Origin of the sequence: Streptomyces diastatochromogenes (genome assembly GCF_002242805.1) — a bacterium.
GTDB classification, from domain to species: Bacteria; Actinomycetota; Actinomycetes; order Streptomycetales; family Streptomycetaceae; genus Streptomyces; species Streptomyces diastatochromogenes.
Map to the genome: position 1 here is coordinate 1 of NZ_MCGQ01000098.1, position 296 is coordinate 296.

Genomic DNA, 296 nt, shown 5'->3' on the forward strand with positions numbered 1-296 from the left:
CACCCGTTCGCCACTAATCCCCACCGAAGTGGTTCATCGTTCGACTTGCATGTGTTAAGCACGCCGCCAGCGTTCGTCCTGAGCCAGGATCAAACTCTCCGTGAATGTTTACCGGTAATCCGGTGCGCACATCACGAGAGCGGTCCAAGAGGAGGAATGATCCTCTCGGACACAGCGTCCTCGCTGTGTTTTTTCAAAGGAACCTCGTCCCAGCCGTGATGGCCGGAGACGGGGTATCAACATATCTGGCGTTGATTTTTGGCACGCTGTTGAGTTCTCAAGGAACGGTCGCTTCC

General features: G+C 55.1%; 1 rRNA gene. It reads right to left on the reverse strand.

The features are described 5' to 3' along the window. A 16S ribosomal RNA gene (locus tag BEK98_RS45870) occupies positions 1-105 on the reverse strand; the annotation flags it as partial. Positions 106-296 lie beyond the last annotated feature (191 nt).